The sequence below is a fragment of the Rhodococcus gordoniae genome, from assembly GCF_001646655.1.
Classification (GTDB): Bacteria; Actinomycetota; Actinomycetes; order Mycobacteriales; family Mycobacteriaceae; genus Rhodococcus; species Rhodococcus gordoniae.
In genome coordinates this window covers 22,535-41,480 of record NZ_LPZN01000006.1, presented here as the reverse complement: position 1 = coordinate 41,480, position 18,946 = coordinate 22,535, and the positions used below count along the sequence as shown (strand labels likewise).

Genomic DNA, 18,946 nt, shown 5'->3' with positions numbered 1-18,946 from the left:
TCAACCCCTCCGTCCGGGATGATCCGCGAGTTCCTCGTCGGTGTAGTACTTGCCGAGTTCGTCGATGTCGAACAGTTCCAGCAGGTCGGGGCGCATCGGCTCCTGCCGCTCGGCGGTGACCGAGACGTCCGGGACGAACGGGTCGCCCCCGTCGAGGCGGCAGGTGAGCAGTGTGCGACGCCACTGCGCATCCATCGACGGATAGTCGTCGCGGGTGTGCCCTCCGCGACTCTCGGTGCGCTGCAACGCAGCTCGTGCGACGCATTCGCACACGAGCAGCATGTTCCGCAGGTCCAGGGCGAGATGCCAGCCCGGGTTGAACTGGCGGTGTCCCTCCACTGCGACGTTTCGGATCCGGGACCGTAACCCGTCGAGTTCGGCGAGCGCGCGTTCGACCTCGTCCGCGCGGCGGATGATGCCCACGAGATCCTGCATGACCTGCTGCAGATCGGTGTGCAGGGTGTACGGGTTCTCGGCGCGGTCGGCCTCGGCCGGATCGAAGGGAGCGAGTGCCGCGCGTGCCGCGGCGTCGACGTCGGCTTCGATCACGGCCGGTCGCGTCGTCAGGCCCTGGACGTAGTCGGCCGCGCCGATACCGGCCCGGCGGCCGAAGACCAGCAGGTCCGACAGCGAATTTCCGCCCAGGCGGTTCGACCCGTGCATCCCGCCCGAGCACTCCCCGGCCGCGAACAGTCCCGGCACGGAGGCCGCGCCGGTGTCGGGGTCGACCTCGATTCCACCCATCACGTAGTGGCAGGTCGGGCCGACCTCCATCGCTTCGGCAGTGATGTCGACGTCGGCGAGTTCCTTGAACTGGTGGTGCATCGACGGCAGCCGCCGCATGATCTCGGCGGCCGGCATCCGCGAGGCGATGTCGAGGAAGACTCCGCCGTGCGGGGTGCCGCGGCCCTCCTTGACCTCCGAATTGATGGCGCGGGCCACTTCGTCGCGCGGGAGCAGATCGGGGGTACGGCGATTGTTCTCCTGATCGTCGTACCAGCGGTCGGCCTCCTCCTCGGTTTCGGCGTACTGGCCTTTGAACACCGGAGGGATGTAGGAGAACATGAACCGCTCCCCCTCGGAGTTCTTCAGCACCCCGCCGTCGCCGCGGACGCCCTCCGTGACGAGGATGCCCTTGACGCTGGGCGGCCAGATCATCCCGGTGGGGTGGAACTGGACGAACTCCATGTTGATCAGGGCGGCACCGGCGCGCAGGGCGAGCGCATGACCGTCGCCCGTGTACTCCCACGAGTTCGACGTCACCTTCCACGACTTGCCGATGCCGCCGGTGGCGATGACGACGGCGGGCGCCTCGAACAACACGAATCGCCCGGTCTCACGCCAGTATCCGAACGCTCCGGCGATGCGACCCTCCGCGTCCTTCACCAGTTCGGTGATGGTGCATTCGGCGAAGACCCGCACCCGCGCCTCGTAATCCCCGTGTTCGGCGTGGTCCTCCTGCTGCAGCGACACTATCTTCTGCTGCATCGTGCGGATGAGTTCGAGTCCGGTGCGATCGCCGACGTGGGCGAGTCGTGGATAGGTGTGGCCACCGAAATTGCGCTGGCTGATCCGTCCGTCGGGTGTCCGGTCGAACAGGGCTCCGTAGGTTTCCAGTTCCCACACCCGGTCGGGCGCTTCGCGCGCGTGCAGTTCGGCCATCCGCCAGTTGTTGAGAAACTTGCCGCCGCGCATCGTGTCCTGGAAGTGGATCTGCCAGGAGTCGCGGGGATTGGCGTTGCCCATCGCGGCGGCGCACCCGCCTTCGGCCATCACGGTGTGGGCCTTACCGAACAGCGACTTGCACACCACGGCGACGGAGAAACCGCGTTGCCGCGCCTCGATGACCGCGCGGAGTCCGGCGCCACCCGCTCCGATCACCACGACGTCGACCTTGTGCCGTTCGACATCCACCATCTGAGCTTCCCCTCTTCCGGTCGCCTGCCCTTCCGCCGTACTGCTCGGGTCCGTCAGCCGACGAACCGGAGATCCGTGATGGTCTCGCTCGCCACGAGCATGATGTAGAAGTCCGTGAGGATCAGGGTGCCCAGCGTGATCCACGCGAACTGCATGTGCCTGACGTTGAGCCTCGACAGGAACGTCCAGATCCTGTACCGCACAGGATGTTTCGAAAAGTGCCGCAGCCGCCCTCCGGTGACGTGCCGACACGAATGGCACGAGAGCGTGTATCCCCAGAGCAGTATCACGTTGATCAGCAGGATGAGGTTGCCGAGCCCGATGCCGAATCCGCTCGGACTACGGAAGGCCGCGATCATGTCGTAGGTGTTGATCAGTGACACCACGAAACCGGCGTAGAAGAAGTAGCGGTGCGAGTTCTGCAGGATCAGCGGCAACCGCGTTTCGCCGGTGTAGCGCCGGTGGGGTTCGGCCACCGCGCACGCGGGCGGCGACAACCAGAACGAGCGGTAGTAGGCCTTGCGGTAGTAATAGCAGGTCAGTCGGAAACCGAGGAGAAGCGGGAGCGACAGGAACGCGAGCGGAATCCACATCGGGAGTTCGCCGACCCACGTTCCGAAATGGCGGGCACCGTCCACGCAGGACGCGCTCACGCACGGAGAGTAGAACGGCGTCAGATAGTGGTAGTCCTCGACGTAGTAGGCGCTGCGCACGAACGAGCGGATCGTCGCGTACACCACGAACACACCGAGGCCGAGCACGGTGAGTGCGGGGGTCTGCCACCAGCGGTCGTTCCGCAGCGTACGTGCGGCGATCCGTGCGCGGCCCGCGGAGCGCACGCCGGTCGCGGGCGTGCCGCGGGCCGCCGGTGATGCCTCGGACGTGCTCACCGCGAGCCGTGCAGCCCGCCGAGACCTTCGTCGTCCGTATCCGTTCCGCGGAACAACGAGTCGTCGTACGGCGTGTCGGGGATCGGGATGCGTTCACCGAGACTGTTGACGGCCTCGCGTGGAGGATGTTCGGCGAAGTCGCGTATGTCGATGTCGAGGCGTTCGAGGTCGTTCGCCAGCCTCCGGACGGGGGCTGCGTCCCCGTAGCGCGATCGTAGTGATCCGAGGCAGTGGCGCAGGTGGGCGGCGGTGCGCTGGAGTTCCTGCACTTCGCTGGTGGACATCCGTACCTCCGGGCCGAGCGGTCGGCATGTCGCGCCGGCCGACACGATGGGACAGGCCGTTGCAGTGTGGCATCCATCACAGTACAGCGGAAGCTTCGCTCGCATGCCGTTTCGTCCGGAGCGGCGGCGCCAGCCACTCGGAGGCCCGGACAGCGAAGCGGGCCGCGTCGATCGCCCCGCTGCCGGCCGGGATCCTGCCGACCACGGGGACGCCGGTGACGGCCGGGAGGTCGTCGAGATTGCACTGCTCCGCCAGATCCGGTGCGGCGGGCCAGGATCCGATGATCACTCCCGGACAGGCGATCCCCGCCGCGCGGAGTGCGGCCACGGTGAGCGCCGTGTGGTTGAGCGTGCCCAGCCCTGCCGCCGCGACGACCACCGCGGGTGCGCCCAGCGCCGCAGCGACGTCGGCGAGAGTGAAGCCCCCGGCGCCGAGGCGGACGAGCAGGCCGCCGGCGCCTTCGACGAGGGTGAGGTCGTATCCGGCGTCGAGACTCCGGACGGCGTCGACGACCTCGTCGAGGTCGAGCAACCGGCGTCCACTGCGCCGCGCGGCGGTATCGGGTGCGAGCGGGTCGGGGTACCGAGCGAGTTCGACGAGGTGGACGGAGCCCCCGACCAGCCGGCGGACTTCCTGCAGGTCGCCCGGGCCGTCGTCCGCCACACCGGTCTGGGCGGGCTTGCACACCGCGACCCGCAGCCCCGCCGCCACGGCGCTCGCGGCCAGCGCGGCGGTCGCGACGGTCTTTCCCACATCGGTCGACGTACCGGTGACGACGAGGATGCTCACGCCCGGGCCCCCGCGAGGACATCGGTGAGCACCTCGTCGACGAGTGCGCGTTCGTCGGTGGTGAGGTTCGCGCGGGCGGTCAGCCGCAGCCGCGAGGTGCCGGCCGGTACCGACGGCGGCCGGAAGCAGCCGACATGCACACCGCGTTCGCGGCACTGCGCAGCAGCATCGGCGGCGACATGCGGGTCGCCGAGGATCACCGACACCACCGCGGACGGCGGTGCGTCGACGCCCGTGACGCGCGCGAGGTGCGCGGCCTGCTCGAGTACGGCCGCGGCACGGGCGGGTTCGGCGCGCAACACCTTCAACGCTCCCCGGGCGGCACCGACCGCGGCCGGTGCCAGGCCGGTGTCGAAGATGAACGTTCGGGCGGTGTCCACGAGGTGTTCGCGCACACGCCGGTCGGCCAGCACCACTCCTCCTTGGGACGCAAGGGATTTCGACAGCGTCGCGGTGACGACCACGTCGGGTTCGCCGGCGAGACCCATTTCGTGGACGAGTCCGCGGCCCCCCGCGCCGCGGACTCCCACACCGTGGGCCTCGTCGACGAGGAGCAACGCGTCGTGCGAGCGGCAGATGCGGTGCAGCCGCCGCAATGGGGCGAGGTCTCCGTCGGTACTGAACACCGAGTCGGTCAGGACGAGCGCGCGCGCCTCGGTGCGGGTCGCGAGGGCGTGCGCGACCGCGCCGACGTCGTTGTGGGGAGTGACGACGATTCTCGAGCGGGACAGCCGGCACGCGTCGACGAGCGACGCGTGCCCCCCGGCGTCGGAGACGATCAGCGCGTCCTTGCCGCCGAGGGCGGCGACAGCACCGAGATTCGCGGCGTATCCGCTCGAGAACACCAGACCGCTGTCCGCCCCGACGAAGTCGGCGAGTTCGCGTTCGAGCAGTTCGTGTTCGGCGGTGGTGCCGGTGACCAGCCGCGATCCGGTGGCACCGGCTCCCCAGCGCCGCAGTGCGGCGGTGGCCCCCGCGAGGACCTCCGGATGACGGGACAGACCGAGATAGTCGTTGGACGCGAGGTCGACGACGGCCGAGCCGGGGGTTCGGACGACGGGTTCCCGGTGCAGACCCGCTGCGCGTCGCGCCGCCGCGGTGTCGTCGAGCCACGCCAGGGCGGGATGTGCGGTCATGAACGGTAACCATACTTGAACGCTGTTCAAGTCGGCGCGGCAGCCCGCGTCGATGCCGCGTCGAACGTCCCGCGGCATGCCCCCGCGGCGGCTTACCCGACCTGGGCGCCCGCCGCAGCGATCATCCCCGACGTGATCTCCGCGACGTCGGCGGTGGAGCACACGTAAGGAGGCATGGCGTAGACGAGATTGCGGAACGGACGAAGCCACACACCGGCCGCGACCGTCGCGTCGGTCGCCGCACGCATGTCCACCGGGTCGGTGAGTTCGATCACACCGATACCCCCGAGTACCCGAACATCCGTGACCCCCGGCAGCTCGCGGGCCGGGACGAGCCCCTCCGTCAGGCCCGCGTTCAGTGCCCCCACCTCGGCGCGCCAGTCGCGGGAGAGCAGCAATTCGACCGCCGCGACCGCGACGGCGCACGCGAGCGGGTTGCCCATGAAGGTCGGGCCGTGCATCACGCCGCCGCCCTCGCCGGCGCTGATCGCTTCGGCGACGGCCCGGGTGCACAGCGTCGCGGCGAGTGTCATGTACCCGCCGGTGAGCGCCTTGCCCACGCACATCACGTCCGGGCTCACCTGCGCGTGGTCGGCCGCGAACAGTTCCCCGGTGCGCCCGAAACCGGTCGCGATCTCGTCGAAGATCAACACCAGTCCGTGCTCGTCGCACATCCTGCGTAGCTCACGCAGATAGAGCGGGTCGTGGAAGCGCATACCGCCGGCGCCCTGGACGACCGGTTCGACGACGATCGCCGCGAGCTCGTCGGCGTGCTCGAGCAGGACCGCCTCGAACTGCGCGACGTAGCCGGGATCGAAATGCGCCGGTGGGGCGGGAGCGAAGATCTGCCGCGCCAGCATGTCGGTCCACAGCGCATGCATGCCGCCCTCCGGATCGCACACGCTCATCGGGGCGAAGGTGTCGCCGTGGTAGCCGCCCCGCCAGGTGAGCAGACGACGCCGTCCGGGCCTGCCGACAGCGCGCTGGTACTGCACCGCCATCTTCACGGCGACCTCGACCGCCACCGAGCCCGAATCGGCGAGGAAGACCGTGTCGAGACCCTCGGGGGTGATGTCGACGAGCAGTTCCGCGAGCCGCGCGGCGGGCTCGTGGGTGAGGCCGCCGAACATCACGTGACTCATCCGTTCGAGCTGGTCCCGGACCGCGGCGTCGAGAACCGGATGGCGATATCCGTGCACTGCCGCCCACCACGAACTCATCCCGTCGATCAGCTCGCGTCCATCGGCGAGAACGAGCCGGGTACCGTGGGCGCGGTCGACCACGAGCGATTCGGCGGGCGCCGGAAACGCGCCGTAGGGATGCCACAGGTGCCGGCTGTCGAGAGTGCGAATCCGTTCGAGAGAGAGGGAGGAGTTGCTCACGCCCAGACTGTAGGCGGTTGGCCGCCCCCCACCGCAGCCGCGTAGTCTGCCGAGTTGCCGTGAACAACACTCACGGCAATCGTCCGGTGCACCGATCGGCGCCGGGCGGCAGTACAGCCGAACACGCATGACACCGGGGGTATCCGTCACATGTCCGTCCACACCTCGGGACGAGAACTCGAGAGTGCCGCGCGGACGGCGGGCACCCGCCCCGCGCGGCGCGCCGATCTCGACGGACTGCGCGGACTGGCGATCGCGCTCGTGGTGATCTTCCACGTCTGGTTCGGCCGCGTCTCGGGAGGGGTCGACGTCTTCCTGGCACTGTCCGGCTTCTTCTTCGTGGGCTCGCTGCTGCGGACCGCCGAATCCCCGGCGCCGCTCGACCCGCGTCCCGTCCTGCGGAGGATCGGCAGGCGTCTGCTGCCCCCGCTCGTCCTCGTGCTCAGCGCCGTCGCCGTCGCCACGGTCGTGTTGCAGCCGTTCACACAGTGGCTCGCGGTGGCCGACCAGACCGGGGCGTCGCTGCTCTTCGTCCAGAACTGGTACCTCGCCCTCACCGCCAGTGACTATCTGGCCGCGGATCCCATGGTCAGCCCGCTCCAGCACCTGTGGTCGATCGCGGTGCAGGGCCAGTTCTACGTCGCGGCGCTCGTGGTGGTGTTCGGTTTCGCATGGCTGCTGCGCCGGATGTCGATGCCGGTGCGTATCCCGCTGACGGTGCTGCTCACGGCACTCACCGCATCCTCGCTGGCGTACGCGGTGCTGTCCGACCGGGCGCAGTCGTGGCTGTACTACGACAGTGCCGCCCGCGCCTGGGAGTTGACCCTCGGCGGACTGCTCGTGTGCCTGTCACCGTGGCTGCGGGTTCCGCGTGTGCTGCGGATTGTGCTCGGTGGGCTCGCACTCGTCGTGCTGCTCGCGTGCGGTTTCGTCCTCGACGGCAACGCCCTGTTCCCCGGTCCGTGGGCGCTCGTGCCCGTCGGCGCGGCGATGGCTCTCGTCGTGGCGGGAGTCGGCTCCGGTCCCGACCACGACACCCCGTCGGCGCGACTGCTGGCGTCCGCACCGATGGTGCGTCTGGGGGCGATCGCCTACTCGCTGTACCTGTGGCACTGGCCGCTCCTCATCGGCTACCTGATCGTGCGCGGGCACCCGTCGGTCGGTCTCGTGGGCGGGCTCGGTGTGATCGTCCTGTCGCTGTTGCTCGCCGAGGCGTCGACCCGGTGGTTCGAGGAGCCTCTCCGTCGCGTCGCCCCTCCTCGGCCGTCCCGGACGGCCGTGCTCGGTCTCGTGACGGTCGCGGCCGTCGCGCTCGTCGGGGCCGGCAATCTCTGGCACACCTACGTCGACCGCTCGGCCGAGACGGTCGAGCGCACCTCGGCGTTGCCGGCGGAGCTGTATCCGGGCGCCGCCGTCTTCGATCCCGCCGTCTCCACCGAGCCGCAGCCGGTGCAACCACCGCTACTGGTCGCCCATCGCGACCTGCCTCCTGCGACACTCGACAACTGCATCGCCCAGCACACCAATCGCACGCCGTTGACCTGCACCTACGGCGATCCGCTCGCGACGCGCCGCATGGTGCTCGCCGGTGGGTCGCATTCGGAGCACTGGCTCGCCGCGCTCGACGCGCTCGGTATCGAACACGGTTTCCGCCTCGACACCTATCTCAAGGTGGGGTGCCCGTTGTCCGATCCGCTCGCCCCGCTCGTCGAGGAGTCCCCGACGATCGAGTGCGACACGTGGTCGACCGCCGTGCTCGCGGAACTGCGCGCGGATCCGCCCGACTACGTGTTCACCACCTCGACGCGCACCAAGGATCAGGGCGAAGGGCCGGGCGACTTCGTTCCGTTCTGGTACATCGACCTGTGGCAGACGCTCGCCGACTACGGCATCCCGGTGATCGCGATCCGCGACAACCCGTGGCTCTTCCGCGACGATGTCGCGTACCGGGCCGCCGACTGCCTCGCCGGGGGCGGCAACGCCGAGACGTGCGGGGTGCCCCGGGGCGAGGCGCTGGACCCGGTCGACCCGGCCATCGCCGCCTCCGCGCACCTGCCCACCGTGTCGCTGCTCGACCTGTCCGACCAGTTCTGCCGCCCGGACCTGTGCCGGGCGGTGGAGGGCAACATCCTCATCTACCGCGACGAGAACCACCTCACCACCACCTACGTCCGCACGCTGACGCCCGAGCTCGGCAGACAACTCGGTCCCGCCACCGGCTGGTGGTGACGCGCTCACCCGGTGCCCGGGCCGCCGGAAGACTACTGTTGGCGGGCATGGAGTCCACCGAAGCGAGTGCTACCGACGAGATGCCCGAGACGCTGGAAGTGTGGCCGGGATCCCCGTACCCCCTCGGAGCGACCTACGACGGGGCCGGCACGAATTTCGCGCTGTTCTCCGAGATCGCCGAGAAGGTCGAACTGTGCCTCATCTCACGCGAGGGGACGGAGACCCGCATCCCTCTCGAAGAGGTCGACGGATACGTCTGGCACGCATACCTTCCCACGGTCTCACCCGGCCAGCGCTACGGCTATCGCGTGCACGGCCCGTTCGACCCCGAGAACGGACACCGATGCGATCCGAGCAAACTGCTCCTCGATCCGTACGGGAAGGCATTCGACGGCTCGTTCGACGGCGATCCGTCGCTGTTCTCCTACCCGCTGCCCGGCGCCGAGCCCGAGACCGGCCCGGCCACGGACGAGGCATCGGAGGACACCGACGGCGGCGCCACCGCGCCCGACGACACCGCCGAACCCGAGGCGATCGCGACGGGACGGACCTCCGACGCGGCCGCGGATCTGCCCGCACTGGACTCGCTGGGCCACACCATGACGACGGTGGTGATCAACCCGTTCTTCGACTGGGCGATGGATCGCCAGCCCCGGCGTCCCTACAACGAGACCGTCATCTACGAGGCTCATGTCAAGGGCATGACGGCGACGCACCCGGACGTCCCCGAGCACATGCGGGGCACCTACGCCGGGCTCGCGCATCCGGCGATCATCGACCATCTCCTCGACCTCGGGGTCACCGCGATCGAGCTGATGCCGGTGCACCAGTTCATGCACGACCAGGTGCTGCTCGACCAGGGCCTGCGGAACTACTGGGGGTACAACACCTTCGGGTTCTTCGCGCCGCACGCCGAGTACTCGTCGTCGAACAAGCCGAGCGCGGTGGTCGCCGAGTTCAAGGCGATGGTGCGGACCTTCCACGAGGCCGGCATCGAGGTGATTCTCGACGTGGTCTACAACCACACCGCCGAGGGGAACCATCTCGGTCCCACCATCAGCTTCCGCGGCATCGACAACGCCGCCTACTATCGCCTCGTCGACGACGACAAGGCCTACTACATGGACTACACGGGAACGGGCAACAGCCTCAACGCCCGTCACCCGCACACCCTGCAGCTGATCATGGATTCGCTGCGCTACTGGGTCACCGAGATGCATGTCGACGGTTTCCGCTTCGACCTCGCGTCGACTCTGGCGCGCGAGCTGCACGACGTCGACCGCCTGTCGGCCTTCTTCGATCTCGTCCAGCAGGATCCGGTGGTTTCGCAGGTCAAGCTCATCGCCGAGCCGTGGGACATCGGCGAGGGTGGCTACCAGGTGGGCAATTTCCCCGGTCAGTGGACGGAATGGAACGGCAAGTACCGCGACACGGTCCGCGACTACTGGCGCGGCGAACCGGCCACCCTCGGTGAGTTCGCGTCGCGCCTGACCGGCTCGTCCGATCTGTACGAGGACACCGGCCGCCGCCCCGGCGCGTCGATCAACTTCGTCACCGCCCACGACGGTTTCACCCTCGCGGATCTGGTGTCGTACAACGAGAAGCACAACGACGCCAACGGTGAGGACAATCGCGACGGCGAGTCGCACAACCGGTCGTGGAACTGCGGGGTGGAAGGTCCCACGGACGATCCCGAGGTCCTCGCGCTGCGCGGGCGCCAGCAACGCAACATGCTCGCGACGCTGATCCTGTCCCAGGGCACGCCGATGCTCGCCCACGGCGACGAGTTCGGTCGCACCCAGCAGGGCAACAACAACGTGTACTGCCAGGACAACGAACTGTCGTGGGTGGACTGGTCGCTCGCCGAGTCCAACGCCGAACTGCTCGCGTTCACCCGCCATGTGATCGCGCTGCGGACCGAGCACCCGGTGTTCCGGCGGCGCAGGTTCTTCGAGGGCCGGCCCATCCGCAGCGGTGATCAGTCCCGCGACATCGCGTGGCGCACCCCGGCCGGCGACGAGATGATGCCGGAGGACTGGGACAGCGGCTTCGGCAAGTCCCTCGCGGTCTTCCTCAACGGCGAAGGCATCCCCGAGCCCGATCAGCGGGGGCAGCGCGTCGTCGACGACTCGTTCCTGATGTGCTTCAACGCCCATCACGAACCGATCGAGTTCGTCACCCCCGACGGCCCGCACGCCGAGGAGTGGACGGTCGCGCTCGACACCGACGTCCCCGACGGTCTGCGGGAGGAGACGGTCGTCGCCGGTAAACCGGTGCGGGTGCAGGCGCGTTCGGTGCTGGTGCTCCGGAGAACCCGGTGACCTCGGACGTTACGGAGTCGGCAGGTGTGAGCGGCGGCGGCGCGGGGAACCCTGCGTCGGTGCTGTCCACCTACCGACTCCAGATGCGCGGCGACGAGTGCACCTTCGCCGACGCCGTCGCCGTGCTCGACTACCTCGACGCCCTCGGGGTCTCGCACGTCTACCTCTCCCCCGTCCTCAGCGCGACGATCGGGTCCACCCACGGTTACGACGTGGTCGATCCCGGCACGGTCTCCGAGTCGCTCGGGGGCCGCGAGGGGCTGGAGCGGTTGTCGCGGGAGGCGCGCGCGCGGGGCATGGGACTGGTCGTCGACATCGTCCCCAACCATGTCGGTGTGAGCGACCCGCGCCAGAACGCCTGGTGGTGGGACGTCCTGAAACACGGGTCCGGGTCCCGGTACGCGTCCTTCTTCGATCTCGACCTCGCCGACGACAACGGCGCGGACGGACGGATCGCCCTGCCGGTGCTCGGGTCCGACGACGACATCCGTGACCTGACCGTCGACCGTTCCGGCGACGAACCTCTGCTCGCCTACTACGACAAGAGATTTCCCATCGCCCCCGGAACCGACGCCGGCACCGGCGAGGAGGTCCACGCGCGACAGGCCTACCGTCTCGTGGCGTGGAACTCGGGGCTGATCGGATATCGCCGCTTCTTCACCGTCGACGATCTCGCCGCCGTGCGGGTGGAGGATCCGGAGGTGTTCGACGCGACGCACGAGCAGGTCGCGTCGTGGATCGCCGACGATCTCGTCGACGGGATCCGCGTCGACCATCCGGACGGTCTCGCCGATCCCGCCGGCTATCTCGCGCGTCTGCGCGAGGTGATCGGCCCCGAGCGGTGGCTCGTGATCGAGAAGATCCTCGGCGACGCCGAGCCGTTGGACGCCACCCTGCCGGTGGACGGCACCACCGGCTACGACGCGCTCGGGGAACTGTCGGCGGTCTTCGTCGATCCGTCCGGCGAGCCGGAACTGAACGCCTTGTCGCGCAGGTTCACCGGCGCAGAGGGCGACGTATCGTGGCTGCACGCACGCGAACACGACCTCAAGCGGTCGGTGCTCGGGAACGGGCTCGCACCGGAGGTACGCCGGCTCGTGCGGGCGATCCGGCGTGAGACCGGCGACACCGAATGCGACGACGGGACGCTGCACGAGGCCGTGATCGCCGTCGCCGCACAGCTTCCCGTCTATCGTGCCGATTACGCGCCGCTCGCGACCCTGGTGCCGCGCATCGTCGGCGATCTCGCCCGTTCGCACCCCTCGCTCGGTCCCGCGCTCGCGGTGTTCGCCCGGGCGATGGCCTTCGGGGACGAATCCGCGACCCGCTTCGGCCAGGTGTGCGGGGCCGCGACCGCCAAGGCGGTCGAGGACTGCTTGTTCTACCGTGCGGTGCGGCTGATCTCGCTGCAGGAGGTGGGCGGGCAACCCGGCCGTTTCTCCGTCTCCCCGGCCGAATTCCACCTTGCATGGACCCAGCGGGCTCGGCACTGGCCGCGGGCGATGACCACCCTGTCGACCCACGACACCAAGCGCAGCGAGGACGTCCGGGCGAGGATCGGTGTGCTCTCGCAGGTCGCCGACGAGTGGTCGCGGCGGCTCGGGTCGTGGAACGACCGTGCGCCCGCGCCGGATCCGGCGATCGGACTGTTCCTGTGGCAGACCCTGTTCGGGGTGTGGCCACTCGACGGAGTGGTGACCGCCGAACTGCGCGACCGGGTTCACGCCTACGCACAGAAGGCGCTGCGGGAGAACGGGACCCGATCCACGTGGACCGAGGTCGACGAGGAGTTCGAGGCCGCCGTGGACGGCTGGCTGGACGCGATCTTCGACGGACCCGTCGCGGGCGAGCTGACCTCGTTCGTCGCGGAGGTCGAACCGCACGTCGCGGCCGTCTCGTGCGGCCAGAAGTTGCTGCAGCTGCTGGGTCCGGGTGTACCCGACGTCTATCAGGGCACCGAACTGTGGGACGACTCGCTCGTCGACCCGGACAATCGGCGGCCGGTGGACTTCGACGCCCGACGGCGACTGCTCGACGCCCCCGATTCGGCCCCGGCGAAGTTCACGCTCGTGCGCACGGCGCTCCGGTTGCGCCGCGAACGTCCGGAGAGCTTCGTCGGCGGGGCCTACGTGCCGATACTCGCCACCGGCCCGGCCGCCGAGCATCTTCTCGCGTTCGGCCGTGGTCCCGCACCGGACGATCTCGACGTGCTCGCGGTGTCCGCTCGCCACACCGTGGCGCTGTCGCGTTCCGGATGGAAGGACACGGCTCTTCACCTGCCGGACGGCGAATGGTCGGATGCCCTGACCGGACGCACCTTCACCGGGCCGGTCCGGATCGTCGATCTGCTCGATCCCCTGCCGGTGGCAGCGCTCGTGCGGGTTCGGAATTCCGGATAGAGGTGCCGTTCAGGGTCGAGGGCGTCGCGCGCGTCTTCTTCGGCCTGGCGCCGGCGGGTCCGCCGCCGGTTCCAGGCGAACCCGCCGACGGTACGAACCCGCCGACGCCGACTCGTAGATTCGCGCCCCTCGTCGTGTCCACGGTCGGATCACACCGGATCCTTACGCCACAACAGTGCGTGCAGGCACTCGACGGCCTCGGCGGGCGACTCGACGTCGAGCACTCCCGCAGCGGGCATCTTCCAGCCCCCGATGGCGATGACCGGAACGCCGATCCGGACCGCGAGCGCGATCTCACTCATCGTGCCCCAGCTGCCGCCCACCGCGATCAACGCGTCGCTGCTGCGCACGAGCAGCGCGTTGCGCATCTCTCCGAGACCGGTGGGAACGGCCACCGTCAGATAGGGATTGCCCTCGGCACGGTCGTCCCCGGGTAGCAGACCGAGGGTCGTCCCGCCGGCTTCCACAGCGCCGCGACAGGCCGCCGCCATCACCCCACCCAGGCCGCCGGTGACCACGACGGCCCGGCGGCCGGCGAGGAGCCCCCCGACCTGCCGGGCGATACGTCGCTGTTCGGGCGTGGCTTCACCCGGACCCACGACCCCGACATAGCGCTGCGCGTTCATGTTCGGCATTGTGCATCATGGAACGCTCCGGAGCGCGCGGTCCGAGAACATCATTCGCGATCCGGCGTCGGTCGCTCCACAACACCGCGCTCGTCGCCGGCAGTGGCGATCCTCCGCAGCCACCGCCCCGAGGCCGGCCGAGCGACCGGTTGGGGGACACTGTGGCCATGAGCAGAGCCGAGCGCCGAGCCGATACCCGCCCGGATTCCCCGTGCCCGTGCGGTCGCGGGGTACCCCTGTCCGAATGCTGTGGGCCACTGCTGGCCGGCGCGAACGCCCCGACCGCGGAGCGGCTGATGCGTTCGCGGTACACGGCATTCACGGTGGGCGATGCGGCGCACCTGATGCGGACCTGGCATCCGACCACGCGCCCGCGCTCGATCGAGTTCGACCCCGAGCAGCGTTGGACGGGGCTCGAGATAGTGCACACCACCGGTGGCGGATTCCTGCACACCACCGGCAGGGTGGACTTCCGCGCGCACTGGACGGCGTCCGGCGTGCCCGACTCCATGCGCGAACACAGCCGGTTCGTGCGGGAGAACGGCGAGTGGCTCTACCTCGACGATCACGGCGACGACTGAATCGAGTCCGTCACGGTGCGATCGGGCAGAGCACCGACGTCACGGCGCGGGTGTGCGCAGCAACGTCGTGCGGAGAGTGCCGGAGAGCCATTGCCGGTACCGATCGACATCCCATCCGCACTCGCGTCGCAGCAGGGCATGTACCTGCGGGGAACTCAGGGTGAACAGGACGTCGGCGGCGTGTTCGACGGTGACGTCCTCGCGCAGCCAGCCGGCGTGTTCGAGCCCTTCGGCGAGGGTACGGGCGTTCTCGGCCGTCGCCTTCGCGTCGTCCGCCGCGAATCGACGCATGTCGGGGTCGGCCCCCGACGATTCCACGGAGGTCATGAGCAGCCCACCCGCACGTTCGAGCATCGCGGTGCCGTAGCGGACCAGCTGCTCGACCACCAGATCCACGTGCGAGACCGTGCCGCTTCCCTTGTGGGGTTCCGGATCCGATGTGGCCGCCCGCGGGTCGCCGTCGCCGGCCACCGCGTGGTCGAGTGCCTCGCGGAAGATCTCCGCCTTGCCGCCGGGGAAGGCGGTGAACACGGTCCGTACGGCGACACCTGCTTCGTCCGCGATGTTCTTGACGGTGGTGCTGACGTAGCCGTCGCGGACGAACAGGCGCGCCGCGGCGTCGCGGATCGTCTCGCGGGTACGACGCGCCGACTCCTCCCGCAACGGTGAGATGTACCGTCGGCGGGCTCGCTCGGGATTCGGGTTCACTTCCCCAGTATCGAGTGCATTGCAGCTGCAGCAAAATTTGATGCACCGCAGCCCTGGCTCCCGACGGCCTCATCCGCTGCACCGGGGCCGCCGACACGGCATGCTGGTCGGGTGCACACCTTCGAGGTCTGGGCTCCGATCCCGTCGTCCGTCCGCCTGTTCGCCGACGGAACGCTCCACGACATGCAACGCGACGACGACGGCTGGTGGCGTGCCACCGTCGATGTCGCCCCCGACGCCCGATACGGTTTCGTGCTCGACGACGACACCGGGGCGGTCCTCCCGGACCCGCGGTCGCCCCGGCAGCCCGAGGGCGTGCACGAGCCGTCGCAGTTGCACGTGGTGGACGGAGCGAAGTGGACCGATCGCGGCTGGACCGGTCGGCAACTGACGGGAAGCATCGTCTACGAGATGCACGTGGGGACCTTCACCCCCGAGGGCACCCTCGACTCCGCGATCGGCCGACTCGACGAACTCGTGGAACTGGGGGTCGAATTCGTCGAGCTCATGCCGCTCAACGCGTTCAACGGCACCCACGGATGGGGTTACGACGGGGTGCTCTGGTACGCGGTCCACGAGCCCTACGGCGGCCCCGACGCGCTGCAGCGTTTCGTCGACGCCGCTCATGCGCGCGGTCTCGGGGTCGTCCTCGACGTCGTCTACAACCATCTCGGCCCGTCCGGGAACCATCTGGGCCGCTTCGGTCCCTATCTCTCCGCGGCACCGGGCGTCTGGGGCGACAACATCAACCTCGACGGTCCGGGTTCCGGGGAGGTGCGCAAGTACATTCTCGACAACGCGCTGCGCTGGTTCCGCGACTTCCACATCGACGGGCTCCGCCTGGACGCCGTGCACGCGCTGGTCGACCACACTGCGACGCACATCCTCGAGGAACTGGCGGTCGAGACGTTCCGCCTGTCCGCCCATCTCGGTCGTCCCCTGTCGCTGATCGCGGAATCGGACCTGAACGATCCGCGGATGATCACCCCGCGGCCCGGTGGCGGTTACGGGTTGCACGCGCAGTGGGCCGACGACGTCCACCACGCGATCCACGCGGCGGTATCCGGTGAACGGCAGGGCTACTACGGCGACTTCGGCTCCCTGGACTGCCTCGCGTACACCCTCGGGCACGGCTTCTTCCACGCCGGGACGTACTCCACCTTCCGCGGACGCGTCCACGGACGTCCGCTCGACACCCGGCGCACGCCGGCGAGCGGATTGGTCGCCTACACCTGCACGCACGACCAGGTCGGCAACCGGGCACTCGGCGACCGGCCGGGGGCCTATCTCGAACCCGGACAGCTCGCCCTGAAGGCCGCGCTCGTACTCACCTCACCGTTCACACCGATGTTGTTCATGGGCGAGGAATGGGGTGCGAGCACACCCTTCCGGTACTTCACGTCGCATCCCGAACCGGAACTCGCCGCGGCCGTCGTCGAGGGTCGCCGACGCGAGTTCGCCGAACACGGCTGGGACGCCGCCGACGTACCCGACCCGCAGGATCCGGAGACCTTCGTCGGATCGAAACTGCGCTGGGACGAACGCGGCGAGGACGGGCACGCCCGGTTGCTCGAGTGCTACCGGGCGCTCATCGCGCTCCGGCGAGCCCGCGCCGAGCTCACCGATCCCTGGCTCGAGCACGTGCACGTGACCTACGACGAGGAGGAGAAGTGGCTCGTCGTGCACCGCGGGGCGCTCCGCGTGGCCTGCAATCTCGGACCCGATCCCGTCACCGTGCCGGTCGGCGGGAAGCCGCTGCTGTGGTGGGACGAACCGGTCGTCAACCGCACCGAATCCGCGGTGCTCGTCCCGGGCTGGTCCTTCGCCGTCCTCGAGGCTCCGGACATGCCCCAGCGATAACGTTCGTCGAGCGAAAAAGTCGTTGATTATGCCACGAGTGAGCGAGTACCGTCTCGGGTACCGTCGAATTCTCGAGGTGAATCCCCATGAAAACCAGGAAGATTCTGGCGAGCGCATTTCTCGGCACCGCCCTCGTTCTCGTTCCCGCCGGAGTCGCATCGGCGTCCCCGACCGTCGACACCGCACCCGGGATCGTGAATGTCGGCGGCGGACACGATGACCACGGAAATTACGACCATCACGAGCACGACCAGTACTACAACCGTCACGACAAGAACTACGACCGCGACCATCACCGGGACAACTACTGGCGGCCCGACTGCTACTGGTGGGGCCCGTGGTGGGTGTGCAATCACTGGTGACCGCACACCACCCCTGACGCGACCGGGGCGCCCGGTTACGTCAGATAACGATAGGCCGGCGACCCCGGCTCGAGTCGCTGCGCGTCGATCGGCGATGCGTCCATGCGATGGAGCAGCGACGAAAGGCCTTCTGCAGCACCCAGTTCGATACCGACGAGGGCGGCACCGGTCTCCCGGTTGTTGCGCTTGACGTACTCGAACAGGGTGATGTCGTCGTCCGGCCCGAGGACCTCGTCCAGGAACCGGCGCAGCGCACCGGGCTCCTGTGGGAAGTCCACGAGGAAATAGTGCTTGAGTCCGCGGTGGACGAGCGACCGCTCGATGATCTCGCCGTAGCGTGAGACGTCGTTGTTGCCGCCCGACACCAGGCACACCACGTTCGCTCCGGGCTGCACCGAGATCGCGTCGAGGGCGGCGACGGACAGCGCGCCGGCGGGCTCGGCGATGATGCCTTCGTTCTGGTACAGGTCGAGCATCGTGGTGCACAGTGCACCCTCGTCGATCTGGGTCATCCCGAACGGTGCGCGGCCGAGCCCTTCGCGGCGCAGCGTGGCCACGAGCGGCAGGCTCGAATGGGACACGACCTCCGCGCCGAGTTCGGACACGACCGCGTAGGGAACGTCGCCGATCCGTTTGACCGCGGCGCCGTCGACGAACGGCTCGACCTCCGGCAGCGTCACCGGACCGCCCGCGACCAGCGCGGCCGTCATCGATGCTGCTCCCGCCGGCTCGACGCCGACGATCGACGTGCGCGGGGACCGCTCGCGCAGATACGCGGCAACGCCGGCGACGAGGCCACCCCCGCCCACGGGGACGAGCACGACATCGAGATCGCCGTCGAGTTGTTCGAGGATCTCGCGCGCGATCGTGCCCTGCCCGGCGGCCGTGCGGGCGTCGTCGAAGGGCGGGATCATCGTCGCTCCGGTACGGAGCGCATCGTCCGCTGCCGCCGCGGCCGCGGCGTCGAAGGTGTCGCCGACGCCGATGAGTTCGACGCTGTCCCCGCCGTGCACGCGGATCCGGTCGCGCTTCTGCTTGGGAGTGCGGGTGGGCACGTAGATTCGGCCCTGGATTCCCATCACCCGGCACGCGTAGGCCACACCCTGGGCGTGGTTTCCTGCGCTCGCCGTGACCACACCTGCGGTGCGTTCTGCCGCGTCGAGCTGTGCCATCGCGTTGTATGCGCCGCGGAGCTTGAAAGACCGCACGCGAGTGAGATCCTCACGCTTGAGGTAGACGTTCGCACCCACGAGGGCCGAGAGCCGGGGGCTGAGCTCGAGCGGGGTCGGGGCGACCGCCTCCGAAATTCGCTCGGCAGCCGCATCGATGTCGGCCGCGCCGGGCACGGCAGTCACAGTCGTCGGTTCTGCTGTTCGCGAAGTGGAGGTCACCCGTCAATGCTGCCACTCCCCCGAATCGCCCACCACGGCGGGACCCGCCTCAGGGGGACGGCAGCATCTT

General features: G+C 69.1%; 15 protein-coding genes. 6 read left to right on the top strand and 9 right to left on the bottom strand.

What is annotated here, in order from left to right:
* From A8G18_RS04810 to A8G18_RS04785, 6 genes are all read right to left on the bottom strand, one after another.
* On the bottom strand, window positions 1–1,917 hold the full coding sequence (locus A8G18_RS04810) for a fumarate reductase/succinate dehydrogenase flavoprotein subunit (protein ID WP_064062942.1): 1,917 nt from the start codon (window positions 1,915–1,917) through the stop codon (window positions 1–3).
* Window positions 1,918–1,970: 53 nt separating this feature from the next.
* Window positions 1,971–2,807 carry a hypothetical protein gene (locus A8G18_RS04805; protein ID WP_064062941.1) on the bottom strand — a complete coding sequence of 279 codons (837 nt, stop codon included), beginning with the start codon at window positions 2,805–2,807 and terminating at the stop codon, window positions 1,971–1,973.
* Window positions 2,804–3,091: a hypothetical protein gene (locus A8G18_RS04800; protein WP_026003506.1), complete on the bottom strand. Its 288-nt coding sequence runs from the start codon at window positions 3,089–3,091 to the stop codon at window positions 2,804–2,806. Before A8G18_RS04800 ends, A8G18_RS04805 begins: the two co-directional genes overlap by 4 nt.
* A 76-nt stretch (window positions 3,092–3,167) precedes the next feature.
* Window positions 3,168–3,881 carry a dethiobiotin synthase gene (bioD, locus tag A8G18_RS04795; protein WP_064062940.1) on the bottom strand — a complete coding sequence of 238 codons (714 nt, stop codon included), beginning with the start codon at window positions 3,879–3,881 and terminating at the stop codon, window positions 3,168–3,170.
* Window positions 3,878–5,017 carry an 8-amino-7-oxononanoate synthase gene (locus tag A8G18_RS04790; protein ID WP_064062939.1) on the bottom strand — a complete coding sequence of 380 codons (1,140 nt, stop codon included), beginning with the start codon at window positions 5,015–5,017 and terminating at the stop codon, window positions 3,878–3,880. Before A8G18_RS04790 ends, bioD begins: the two co-directional genes overlap by 4 nt.
* Window positions 5,018–5,109: 92 nt before the next feature.
* Complete coding sequence (locus A8G18_RS04785; RefSeq protein WP_064062938.1) at window positions 5,110–6,399, bottom strand: adenosylmethionine--8-amino-7-oxononanoate transaminase; 1,290 nt, start codon at window positions 6,397–6,399, stop codon at window positions 5,110–5,112.
* Window positions 6,400–6,549: 150 nt separating this feature from the next.
* Between A8G18_RS04785 and A8G18_RS04780 the strand changes: the two genes are divergently transcribed.
* The 3 genes from A8G18_RS04780 to treY are packed head-to-tail and all read left to right on the top strand — an operon-like array spanning window position 6,550 to window position 13,348.
* A complete protein-coding gene (locus A8G18_RS04780) occupies window positions 6,550–8,628 on the top strand; it encodes an acyltransferase family protein (RefSeq protein WP_064062937.1) in 2,079 nt (692 codons plus the stop codon).
* 47 nt (window positions 8,629–8,675) lie between these two features.
* A complete protein-coding gene (gene glgX, locus A8G18_RS04775) occupies window positions 8,676–10,949 on the top strand; it encodes a glycogen debranching protein GlgX (protein ID WP_064062936.1) in 2,274 nt (757 codons plus the stop codon).
* Window positions 10,946–13,348 (top strand): malto-oligosyltrehalose synthase, encoded by a 2,403-nt coding sequence (gene treY / locus A8G18_RS04770; protein WP_084421506.1) that lies wholly within the window; start codon window positions 10,946–10,948, stop codon window positions 13,346–13,348. Before glgX ends, treY begins: the two co-directional genes overlap by 4 nt.
* Before the next feature lie 149 nt (window positions 13,349–13,497).
* Here treY and A8G18_RS04765 read toward each other — a convergent pair whose 3' ends face one another.
* Window positions 13,498–13,983, bottom strand: coding sequence for a TIGR00725 family protein (locus A8G18_RS04765; RefSeq protein ID WP_016934126.1), 486 nt, complete (start codon window positions 13,981–13,983; stop codon window positions 13,498–13,500).
* A 158-nt stretch (window positions 13,984–14,141) separates the two neighbouring features.
* Here A8G18_RS04765 and A8G18_RS04760 point away from each other — a divergent pair, with 158 nt between their 5' ends.
* Entirely contained in the window at window positions 14,142–14,555 is a 414-nt protein-coding gene (locus A8G18_RS04760) for a YchJ family protein (protein WP_064062935.1), read from the top strand.
* Between the two features lie 39 nt (window positions 14,556–14,594).
* Here A8G18_RS04760 and A8G18_RS04755 read toward each other — a convergent pair whose 3' ends face one another.
* Window positions 14,595–15,263, bottom strand: a complete 669-nt coding sequence (locus A8G18_RS04755) for a TetR/AcrR family transcriptional regulator (RefSeq protein WP_016934124.1) — start codon at window positions 15,261–15,263, stop codon at window positions 14,595–14,597.
* Window positions 15,264–15,374: 111 nt separating this feature from the next.
* On the opposite strand from A8G18_RS04755, the gene treZ reads away from it, so the two are divergent.
* Entirely contained in the window at window positions 15,375–17,123 is a 1,749-nt protein-coding gene (gene treZ / locus A8G18_RS04750; protein WP_064062934.1) for a malto-oligosyltrehalose trehalohydrolase, read from the top strand.
* Window positions 17,124–17,209: 86 nt separating this feature from the next.
* Complete coding sequence (locus A8G18_RS04745) at window positions 17,210–17,485, top strand: hypothetical protein (RefSeq protein ID WP_064062933.1); 276 nt, start codon at window positions 17,210–17,212, stop codon at window positions 17,483–17,485.
* 35 nt (window positions 17,486–17,520) lie between these two features.
* Here the strand turns inward: A8G18_RS04745 and ilvA are convergent, their stop codons facing one another.
* A complete protein-coding gene (ilvA, locus tag A8G18_RS04740) occupies window positions 17,521–18,840 on the bottom strand; it encodes a threonine ammonia-lyase IlvA (protein WP_026003284.1) in 1,320 nt (439 codons plus the stop codon).
* Window positions 18,841–18,946: the final 106 nt, after the last annotated feature.